Origin of the sequence: Pseudomonas sp. PS01303 (genome assembly GCF_029959385.1) — a bacterium.
In the GTDB taxonomy this organism is placed as follows: Bacteria; Pseudomonadota; Gammaproteobacteria; order Pseudomonadales; family Pseudomonadaceae; genus Aquipseudomonas; species Aquipseudomonas rustica.
Genome location: NZ_JASCPK010000179.1, coordinates 1 through 10246 on the forward strand (window position 1 = coordinate 1; position 10246 = coordinate 10246).

Below are 10246 nucleotides of genomic sequence, written 5' to 3' on the forward strand. Positions count from 1 at the left end.
CGAGTCAAACGTGGTTGCTATCTTTAAAGTAAAAAGATCGCAGCCCCGTTTCACTCGACAGCTCCTACAAAGGAAGGCCGGGCCAAGTCATTAACAACTTGAACTTGCTCGACACATGCGGCAACTTGCGCGCTTCTTAAGACAAGGAGCAACCGATGTCCGGTTCAATGGCCCAGGCGTTCGCGCAAAATTTTCTCGGGCATTCGCCACGTTGGTATAAGGCGACCATCGTCGGATTTCTGATCCTCAATGCGCTGGTGCTGTTCACCGCAGGCCCGGTCGCTGCCGGTTGGTTGCTGGTGATCGAATTCATTTTCACTTTGGCCATGGCGCTCAAGTGCTATCCACTGATGCCGGGCGGCCTGCTGCTGATCGAAGCGCTGCTGCTGAAGATGACCACGCCGCAGGCTCTCTATGATGAACTGGTGCACAACTTCCCGGTGATTCTGCTGCTGATGTTTATGGTGGCGGGCATCTACTTCATGAAGGATCTGCTGCTGTACCTGTTCTCGCGGCTGTTGCTGGGGGTTCGCTCGAAAGCCGCGCTGGCGTTGATGTTCTGCTTTCTCTCGGCGTTCCTGTCGGCGTTCCTTGATGCTTTGACCGTTACGGCTGTGATCATCAGTGCGGCGGTCGGTTTCTATTCGGTGTATCACCGCGTTGCCTCGGGCAACGATCCGCGTCAGGACAGCGAGTTTGCCGACGATCAGCACCTACCCAAACTGCATCACGACGATCTCGAACAATTCCGCGCGTTTTTGCGCAGCCTGTTGATGCACGGCGCGGTCGGCACGGCGCTGGGCGGTGTCTGCACGCTGGTCGGTGAGCCGCAAAACCTGTTGATCGGCCATGAAATGGGTTGGCACTTTGGCGAGTTTTTCAGCAAGGTCGCGCCGGTGTCGTTGCCGGTATTGGCGGCCGGTCTGGTGACCTGCGTGCTGCTGGAAAAACTGCGCTGGTTCGGTTACGGCACGCTACTGCCGGACAACGTGCGCGCGGTACTGGCCGATTACGCCGCCGAAGACGATGCCGAGCGTACCCCGCGTCAACGCGCCGCTTTGCTGGTGCAAGGTGCGGCGGCACTGATTTTGATTGGTTGCCTGGCGTTTCACGTCGCCGAAGTCGGCCTGATTGGTCTGATGGTGATCGTGCTGATCACGGCGTTTACCGGGATCACCGATGAGCATCGTCTCGGTAGCGCGTTCAAGGACGCGATGCCGTTTACCGCATTGCTGGTGGTGTTTTTTGCGGTGGTGGCGGTGATTCATGATCAGCAATTGTTTGCGCCGCTGATTCAGTGGGTGCTGGCCCTGTCGGTCGAGCAACAACCGGGGATGCTGTTTATCGCCAACGGCGTGCTGTCGGCGATCAGTGACAACGTGTTTGTCGCGACCATTTACATCACCGAAGTGAAACAAGCCTTCCTCGCCGGGCATATGAGCCGCGAGCACTTTGAGACCTTGGCGATTGCCATTAATACCGGCACCAACCTGCCGAGCGTGGCGACGCCAAATGGCCAAGCGGCGTTTCTGTTCCTGCTGACCTCAGCGATTGCCCCGCTGGTGCGCTTGTCGTACGGGCGGATGGTGTGGATGGCGCTGCCGTACACCGTCGTCATGGGGCTGCTGGGCTGGTACGCCGTGAGCTACTGGCTCTAACCACCCTGCACGTTGTAGGAGCTTAGCTTGCTCGCGAAAGCGGTGTGTCATTCAACAAATGTGTTGTCTGACACGGCCCCTTCGCGAGCAAGCTCGGCTCCTACAGGTTTGGGTTGGCAAACGCCAAATAAAATTGTGGGAGTGGGCTTGCTCGCGAAAGCGGTGTGTCATTCGACAAATGCGTTGTCTGACACAGCCCCTTCGCGAGCAAGCTCGGCTCCTACAGGTTTTGGGTTGGGAGGATGTATTTTTCGATGGCTTGGGCGACGCCGTCTTCGGTGTTGGGGGCGGTGACTACGTCGGCTTGGCGCTTTACCGCGTCCTCAGCCTGACCCATGGCAATCGATAATCCGGCGCAATGGAACATCGCCGGGTCGTTGCCGCCATCGCCGATCGCGGCGGTCTGTTCCAGCGGGATGCCCAGGTGCTCGGCAATCGTCGTCAGTGCGGTGCCTTTGTTGGCTTCCAGCGCGGTCACGTCGAGGTACACCGGTTGCGAGCGCGAGACTTGCGCCATGCCGTTGACCTTCGGTATCAAGCGCGCTTCCAATTCGATCAGCAGTTCAGTGTTGTTGCTGGTCGCGACGATCTTGTCGATGTGCTCCAGATACGGCTCGAAACTCTCAACCACCACCGGCGGATAGCCGAGGCCATGCTGCTCGCGCGGCACCATCGGCCCGTGCGGATCCTTCAGCAGCCAGTCGCCGCCGCTGAACACCCAGATTTCCACGTCCGGCTGATCGGCGAACGTCGCCAGTGCAATCAGCGCGGTGGTGGCCGGCAAGTAATGCGCGGCCAGCAAACTGCCGTCCGGATTGACGATGGTGCCGCCATTGAATGCCGCCGTCGGCAGATCAACGCCCAAAGCTTCGATCTGCTGCAACATGGCTTTCGGTGGACGCCCGGTGGCGAGGCTGAACAACACGCCCGCCTCACGCAAGGCACGAACCGCATCGATGGTGCGCTGGCTCAGCGTGTGATCGGGCAGCAACAGCGTGCCGTCCATGTCACTGAGCAGAAAACGGATGGGTTGTTTCGGCAGGTCACTCATCCGAGGCCATGCCAGACGCGACCATCGCGAGTCAGCAGGTCTTCGGCGGCCTGCGGGCCATCGTCACCGGCAGCATAAGTCTGCACGCTCGCGTCCTGTTGCCAGGCATCGAGGAACGGTTGCACGGCGCGCCAGCCGTTCTCGATGTTGTCGGCGCGCTGAAACAGCGTCTGATCGCCGGTCAGGCAGTCGTAGATCAGGGTTTCGTAACCCGTCGACGGCTGCATCTCGAAGAAATCCTTATAGGCAAACCCCAGCTCGATGTTGGCCATGTTCAGCGCCGGCCCCGGCCGTTTCGCCAGCAGGTCGAACCACATGCCTTCGTTGGGCTGGATCTGGATGCGCAGGTAAGTCGGCTGCAACTCGTCGACTTCGGTGTCACGGAACTGCGCATAAGGCGCCGGTTTGAAGCAGATGACGATTTCGGTGTCGCGCACGCTCATGCGCTTGCCGGTGCGCAGATAGAACGGCACGCCGACCCAGCGCCAGTTATCGATCATGACTTTCAGCGCCACGTAGGTTTCCGTGGTGCTGTCTGGCGAAACGTTGGGCTCTTGGCGATAGCCGTTCAAGGCTTTGCCATCGACTTCGCCGGCACTGTACTGGCCGCGAACCGAGTTGGCGCGCGCCTCTTCGGTCGTCCACGGACGAATCGCGCCGACTACCTTGGCCTTTTCGCCACGCACCGCATCGGCGCCGAACGCGGCCGGCGGTTCCATGGCGACCATGGCCAGCAACTGGAACAGGTGATTGGGCACCATGTCACGCAGCGCACCGGTGTGTTCGTAAAAACTGCCACGGGTTTCAACACCGACGGTTTCCGCCGCGGTGATCTGCACGTGGTCGATGTAATGGTTGTTCCAGAATGCTTCAAACAGGCTGTTGGAGAACCGGCTGACCAGAATGTTCTGCACGGTTTCCTTGCCCAGATAATGGTCGATCCGATAGATCTGCTTCTCGGACATCACCTTGAGCAAACAGGCGTTCAATGCTTCAGCGGTGTGCAGATCGGAGCCGAACGGCTTCTCGATCACCACCCTTCTGAACGCTTCAGGCGTTTCTTCCAGCAGTTTCGCGGCGCCCAGTCGGCGCACCACTTCACTGAAGAAACGTGGCGCGGTGGCCAGATAGAACACCGCATTGCCAGTGCCGCTGTCGGCGATTTTCGCCGCCAGCGCGGAATAGGTGCTGTCGTCCAGAAAGTCGCCCTGGACGTAGCTGATACCTTTGGCGAGCTTGGCCCACAAGGCCGGATCAAGCATCTGATCGCCCTTGCCGACCTTCGCCGCCACTTCGGTACGGATGAAGTCTTCGAGCTTTTGCGCGAAGGCCTCATCGGTAATGGCGTTGTGGTCAACGCCGACGATCCGCAGGTTCTCGTCAAGCAGGCCGTCGCGACTGAGGTTGTACAGCGCAGGCATCAGCAAGCGCTTGACCAGGTCGCCATGGGCACCGAACAGGAACAGCGTGGTCGGTGGAGCGGGTTCTGCCTTGGATTTCTTGCGGATCGTATGACTCATTTCTTCGGTGTCTCCACATGGCCGCCGAAGCCGAAGCGTTGGGCCGAAAGAATCTTGTCGCCAAAGGTGCCCTGACCGCGTGAGCGGTAGCGCGAGAACAGCGAGTTGGACAGCACCGGGACCGGCACCGCTTGTTCCATGGCCGCTTCGATGGTCCATTGACCTTCGCCGCTGTCCGCTACCGAACCGGAGAAGCCGTCGAGTTTCGGATCGCTGGCCAGCGCATCAGCCGTCAGATCGAGCAACCACGAGGACACCACGCTGCCACGACGCCACACTTCGGCGATGTCGGCCACGTTCAGATCAAAACGCTGATCTTCCGGCAGGCGCTCGCTGGATTTGGTCTTGAGGATGTCGAAGCCCTCGGCGAACGCGGCCATCATGCCGTACTCGATGCCGTTGTGAATCATCTTCACGAAGTGCCCGGCGCCGGCAGGACCGGCATGGATGTAGCCGTGCTCGGCACGATGATCATCGGACTTGCGATCCTTGGTGCGCGGGATGTCACCCATGCCCGGCGCCAGTGCAGCGAACAGTGGGTCGAGGCGCTGCACGGTTTCAGCGTCGCCGCCGATCATCATGCAATAGCCGCGCTCCAGGCCCCAGACGCCGCCCGAGGTACCGACGTCGATGTAGTGCAGGCCCTTCTCGTTCAGGGTCTTGGCCCGGCGAATGTCATCCTTATAGTTGGTGTTGCCGCCGTCGATGATGGTGTCGCCGGCCTCCAGCAGTGTGCTCAGGGTGTTGATGGTGTCTTCGGTCGGCGCGCCGGCCGGCAGCATGACCCAGACCGCACGCGGTTTGGCCAGACCGGCAACCAGTGCCGGCAAGTCGGCGACGCCCGTGGAGCCCTCGGCGACCAGGTTGTCGATGAAAGCGGTATTGCGGTCGTAAACAACGGTGGTGTGACCGTTGAGCATCAGACGCCGCGCAATATTGCCGCCCATGCGGCCCAGTCCAATAATCCCGAGTTGCATGTGCTGATGCTCCTTACTACAAATAAATGTGTGTCATTGGTTATAGCCCAACGCGACTGATAGGAGGTTAGTCCAGAGCGTTGCGATGAAGTTTCCGGGCATTGTGCCCGATCCAGACTGATAACGCCCCGAAACGTGGCGAAGACACACCGACCATGAAAAATAAAAAAGTTCCATTCATAGGCGAAAGAAATCAAAATTGGCGCCGATAGTAAGTCACTGCCCCAAAAACGGGGGTGGTTTACAGTTGAGACACGCCATTTGCGAGGTGAGCAATGGGCACAGTACACACAGCGATGCCGCCACAAACCCTGTACGTGACAATCCGTCGCGATGAATTGCGCCAGTTGAAAGACGAGCGCGACCAATTGAAACAGGAGCTGGCGCAGCTGCGCGCGCTGACTCAGGGCCCCGCGTCCAAGCCGCTGCCGGTTGTCCTTCGCGCGCCCAACGCTTGATCCCCGCCTCTTTCGGGAACGGCCTGTGTCGTTCCCGACATGATTCACCTCCTGTTGTAACTCGCAACTAACAAAGTTTTCACATTGCCTTGCCCATACTCCGGCGCATTCTGGCCGGGCGTTCGCGTTCGGCCTCCGTTCGTCGGTTTCATGCTCTCGTTTCATGAAGCGTTCCGGCGGTGGTTGTGAAACAGAGCTGGAGTGCTGAATGGCATTGTTCAAACGCAGCAAAACGACTGCGACAGGTTTTGACTGGGCCGGTTTTCTCTGGCTGTTCGTTTTCTTCTGGTACTTCTCGGGTATTACCCAGCTGCTGATCCAGTTGACCGGCACCTCCGGTTTCACCGGTTTCCGTCAGGCGTTTGTGATGAGCGCAATCTGGCTGGCGCCGATGCTGCTGTTCCCAAAGCGCACGAAACTGATTGCCGCCGTGATCGGCGTGGTGCTGTGGGCCTGCTCGATGGCCAGCCTCGGTTACTTCTTCATCTATCAGCAAGAATTCTCGCAAAGCGTCATCTTCATCATGTTCGAGTCGAACATCTCTGAAGCGGGCGAGTACATGACCCAGTACTTTGCGTGGTGGATGGTGCCGGCGTTCCTTGCTCACACCCTGTTCGCCTACTTTTTGTGGACGCGTCTGCGCCCGGTGTACATGCCGCGTGGCCGTGCCTACGTGGCTGCCGCCGCGATCGTGATTGCAGTGGCTGGCTACCCGCTGATCAAACAAACCATGCGCACCGGCAGCTTCACTGAAGGCTTCGAGAAGTTCGAAACCCGCATCGAGCCGGCCGTGCCGTGGCAAATGGCCGTGGCCTATCACCGCTACGTCAACACCCTCGCCGACATGCAGGACATGCTGCACAGCGCGAGCAAGATTCCGCCGCTGAAAAACCTGCAGGACGCGTCGGCCAATCAGCCTGCAACCCTGGTGTTGGTGATCGGCGAGTCGACCAACCGTCAGCGCATGAGCCTTTATGGTTACCCGCGCAAGACCACGCCGGAACTGGACAAGCTCAAAGATCAGCTCGCGGTGTTCGACAACGTCATCACCCCGCGCCCTTACACCATCGAAGCCTTGCAGCAAGTGCTGACCTTCGCTGATGAAGAGAATCCGGATCTGTACCTGTCGACGCCGTCGCTGGTCAGCATGATGAAACAGGCCGGTTACAAGACCTTCTGGATCACCAATCAGCAGACCATGACCAAGCGCAACACCATGCTCACGACCTTTTCCGAGCAGGCCGACGAGCAGGTGTACCTGAACAACAACCGCAATCAGAACGCCGCGCAGTACGACGGCGACGTGATCGAGCCGTTCAACAAGGCCCTGACCGATCCGGCACCGCGCAAGTTGATCGTCGTGCATTTGCTCGGCACGCACATGAGCTACCAGTACCGTTATCCACCGAGCTTCGACAAGTTCCAGGATCGCACCGGCGTACCGGCCGGCGTGCGTGACGATCAGGTGCCGACTTACAACAGCTACGACAACGCCGTGTTGTACAACGACTTCGTGGTATCGAGCCTGATCAAGGACTACGCCAAGTCCGATCCGAACGGATTCCTGCTGTACCTCTCCGACCACGGTGAAGACGTGTTCGACTCGGTCGGCCACACCACGCTGGGCCGTAACGAGAACAAACCGACCGCGCCGATGTACACCATTCCGTTCATGGCGTGGGCATCGCCAAAGTGGCGTGAAAACCACAACTGGAACTTCGCCGCTGATCTGGATCGCCCTTACAGCAGCTCGCACCTGATCCATACCTGGGCGGATCTGGCCGGTTTGAGTTCCGATGAGCTGGATCGCAGCAAGAGCCTGGTGAGTGACAGCTTCAAGCCGCGCCCGTTGTTGATCGGCAACCCGTATGAGAAGCAGCAACGTGCCTTGATCGACTTCAGCTTGATGAAGCCGAAAAAACCTGCAGAGGCACCACCCGAAGTGGCGCAACAGCATTAACGAAAAGGGGCCAAAAAGGCCCCTTTTTCATGCCCACATTCCCCTGTAGGAGCTGCCGAAGGCTGCGATCTTTTGACTTTGTTTTTAAGAAGACAAGATCAACAGATCGCAGCCTTCGGCAGCTCCTACAGGGTTTTGAAACATCTTCAAATAATAATATTTCTTGTTTGTTACTAAATCGCATCCGCCCTCTTCGTCTTTGAACCAAAGGATATTTCCCCTCGAAGACAAGGAGTCGGCTGCGATGTTCGCGCCTATCACCCGTTCCATGACCCTGACCCTCGGCCTCTGCGGTGCTGCACTGAGCCCTGACTTGCTGGCCGAAACAGACGTTGAAAAACAGCCAGAATCTGCCTCTACGGCGCTCGAACTGGCGTCGACCAACGTTACCGCCCAAGGTTTGGGCACCACCACCGAAAACACCGATGCCTACACCACCGGCGCCATGAGCACCGCGACCCGGCTGAACCTGTCGATCAAGGAGACCCCGCAATCTGTGTCCGTGGTCACCCGTCAGCAAATGGACGATTTCAAACTCGGTACCTTGTCCGAAGCCATGAGCCAGACCACGGGTATCGTCGTGCAGCACAACGATTCGGATCGGGTCGGTTATTCGTCGCGCGGCTACTCGATCAACAATTTCCAGATCGACGGGATGCTCAACACCTTCGACCGGATGAAGACCGATGCCGACACCATCATCTACGACCGCATCGAAGTGGTACGCGGCGCTACCGGCCTGACCACGGGCGCTGGCGACCCTTCGGCGACGATCAACATGGTGCGCAAACGCCCGACGGCTCAATGGCAGGCGCTGGCCGGGGTCAGCGGCGGCAGTTATGACGATTACTACAGCTACGTCGATGTCGGTGGCCCGCTGGCCTTCGATGGTCGTTTGCGCGGGCGTACGGTGCTGGCGTATCGCGACAGCCAGTCGTTCCGCGACAGCTACGCCCTGCAACGCGAAGTCGGCTACGGCATTCTCGAGGCGGATCTGACCGACTCCACCGTGTTGGCGGTGGGTTATGACTATCAGGACAAACAGGTTCAGGGCACCTCCTGGGGCACCCTGCCGTACTGGAATGCCGATGGCACCAAGGCCGGGCTCGGTCGTTCGACCAACATGGCGACGTCATGGAGTTCGTGGCCACTGCGCGATAAAACCGCGTTCGCCACGCTGGATCAGCAACTGGCCGGTGGCTGGCACCTGAAAGCCGCCTATACCCACCGCGACAGCGATGTCGACGGCAAGGTTTATTACGGCGGCACCGGGTTCCCGGAAGCCGATCGCAGCGGCATGTACGCCTACCGGGGCCATATGCTCGGCAACCAGAAAATGAATGTGTACGACTTCAATCTGTCCGGCCCGTACAGCCTGCTCGGCCGTGAGCACGAAATGATGCTCGGTTACGGCGAGGCGAATCACCGTTCGTATTCCCCGTCCATCGTCGCGGGCACGGTGCCTGAGGGTTATGACAGCATTCGTGACTGGAAATACATGGGCGATATAGCCAAGTTCTCCGACACCGTTACCGGCCGCACCGGCTCGCGCAGCAGCACCCGGCAGAAGGCCGGCTACATCGCCACGCGCCTGAGCCTGACCGATGAACTGCACGCGGTGATCGGCAGCCGCTATGGCAGTTGGGAAGGCAAAAAGGACGATCGTTACTATGACGAGAACCTGCAACTGACCAGTGTCGACAGCACCACTCAGCGCCAGAACGACATCTGGACGCCGTACGCCGGTCTGCTCTACGACCTGACGCCGGAATACACCGTCTACGCCAGTTACACCGATATTTTCAAACCGCAGAGTTACCGCGACAGCAGCCGCAACTACCTGGATCCGGTGGTGGGCAGTAACTACGAAGTCGGTCTCAAGGGCAGTCTGCTGGAAGAACGCCTCAACGTCGCGACAGCGGTGTTCTGGAGTAAGCAGGACAACGTGGCCGAACTCGACGATTCGGTACCACCGGATCCGGCTAGCGGCGAAGAGTTTTATAAGTCTGGCGGCAAGGGCAACAAGGTCAACGGTTTCGAAGCGGAAGTGTCTGGCGAAGTGATGACTGGCTGGAACATGACGGCCGGTTACACCTATACCCACTCGGTTAACGGCGACAAACAGCGCACCAATACCAGTTCGCCGTTGAACATGCTGCGCGTATCGACGGCGTACCGATTGCCGGGGGATTGGCAGGCGCTGACGGTCGGCGGTGCGGTGAATTGGCAGAGTGCGATGTTCGACTACGCTGATCGACCGGTCGGGCGTGAGGCGAATGGTGATTTCATCACTGAGAACACCAAGATTCATCAGGGCGCGTACACCGTGGTCAAGCTGATGTCGCGTTATCAATTCGATGAGCACGTGTCGGCGTCGCTGAACGTCGACAACCTGTTTGACGAGAAGTATTACGACAATGTCGGCTTCTACAACGGCGTGTTCTGGGGTGATCCGCGCACGGTGACGCTGAGTCTGGACTGGAAGCTTTAGTCTTAACGACACAAAACCAGTGGTGGGAGAAATACTGTGGTGAGGGGGGTTATCTGTGGCGAGGGGATTTATCCCCGATGGCCTGCGCAGCAGGCCCCCTTCTCTTTCAGATCAAAAGAGGGGCCGCTGCG

The 10246-nt window shown here is 58.9% G+C and carries 7 protein-coding genes; 4 read left to right on the forward strand and 3 right to left on the reverse strand.

Going from position 1 to position 10246, the window contains the following annotated elements:
* The first annotated feature begins 155 nt into the window (after window positions 1–155).
* On the forward strand, window positions 156–1658 hold the full coding sequence (gene nhaB / locus QMX93_RS27570) for a sodium/proton antiporter NhaB (RefSeq protein WP_282358673.1): 1503 nt from the start codon (window positions 156–158) through the stop codon (window positions 1656–1658).
* 220 nt (window positions 1659–1878) lie between these two features.
* On the opposite strand, the gene QMX93_RS27575 is transcribed toward nhaB, so the two are convergent.
* From QMX93_RS27575 to gnd, 3 genes are read right to left on the reverse strand one after another with little or no spacing between them, the layout of a single operon-like run.
* Window positions 1879–2709, reverse strand: a complete 831-nt coding sequence (locus QMX93_RS27575; RefSeq protein WP_282358674.1) for an HAD family hydrolase — start codon at window positions 2707–2709, stop codon at window positions 1879–1881.
* Window positions 2706–4229, reverse strand: a complete 1524-nt coding sequence (gene zwf / locus QMX93_RS27580) for a glucose-6-phosphate dehydrogenase (RefSeq protein ID WP_282358676.1) — start codon at window positions 4227–4229, stop codon at window positions 2706–2708. Before zwf ends, QMX93_RS27575 begins: the two co-directional genes overlap by 4 nt.
* Entirely contained in the window at window positions 4226–5206 is a 981-nt protein-coding gene (gene gnd, locus QMX93_RS27585; RefSeq protein ID WP_008082539.1) for a phosphogluconate dehydrogenase (NAD(+)-dependent, decarboxylating), read from the reverse strand. Before gnd ends, zwf begins: the two co-directional genes overlap by 4 nt.
* 275 nt (window positions 5207–5481) lie before the next feature.
* Between gnd and QMX93_RS27590 the strand changes: the two genes are divergently transcribed.
* The 3 genes from QMX93_RS27590 to QMX93_RS27600 all read left to right on the forward strand — a co-directional run bounded on the left by QMX93_RS27590 (window position 5482) and on the right by QMX93_RS27600 (window position 10115).
* Window positions 5482–5664, forward strand: a complete 183-nt coding sequence (locus QMX93_RS27590) for a DUF6026 family protein (protein WP_212549414.1) — start codon at window positions 5482–5484, stop codon at window positions 5662–5664.
* Window positions 5665–5872: 208 nt separating this feature from the next.
* Window positions 5873–7624 (forward strand): phosphoethanolamine transferase CptA, encoded by a 1752-nt coding sequence (locus tag QMX93_RS27595; RefSeq protein WP_282358678.1) that lies wholly within the window; start codon window positions 5873–5875, stop codon window positions 7622–7624.
* A gap of 244 nt (window positions 7625–7868) precedes the next feature.
* Complete coding sequence (locus tag QMX93_RS27600) at window positions 7869–10115, forward strand: TonB-dependent siderophore receptor (RefSeq protein WP_282358679.1); 2247 nt, start codon at window positions 7869–7871, stop codon at window positions 10113–10115.
* Window positions 10116–10246: the final 131 nt, after the last annotated feature.

Coding starts and splice junctions, on each gene's coding strand:
- QMX93_RS27590 (WP_212549414.1), top strand. CDS start 5,482: ATGGGCACAGTACACACAGCGATGCCGCCACAAACCCTGTACGTGACA.
- nhaB (WP_282358673.1), top strand. CDS start 156: ATGTCCGGTTCAATGGCCCAGGCGTTCGCGCAAAATTTTCTCGGGCAT.
- QMX93_RS27600 (WP_282358679.1), top strand. CDS start 7,869: ATGTTCGCGCCTATCACCCGTTCCATGACCCTGACCCTCGGCCTCTGC.
- zwf (WP_282358676.1), bottom strand. CDS start 4,229: ATGAGTCATACGATCCGCAAGAAATCCAAGGCAGAACCCGCTCCACCG.
- QMX93_RS27595 (WP_282358678.1), top strand. CDS start 5,873: ATGGCATTGTTCAAACGCAGCAAAACGACTGCGACAGGTTTTGACTGG.
- gnd (WP_008082539.1), bottom strand. CDS start 5,206: ATGCAACTCGGGATTATTGGACTGGGCCGCATGGGCGGCAATATTGCG.
- QMX93_RS27575 (WP_282358674.1), bottom strand. CDS start 2,709: ATGAGTGACCTGCCGAAACAACCCATCCGTTTTCTGCTCAGTGACATG.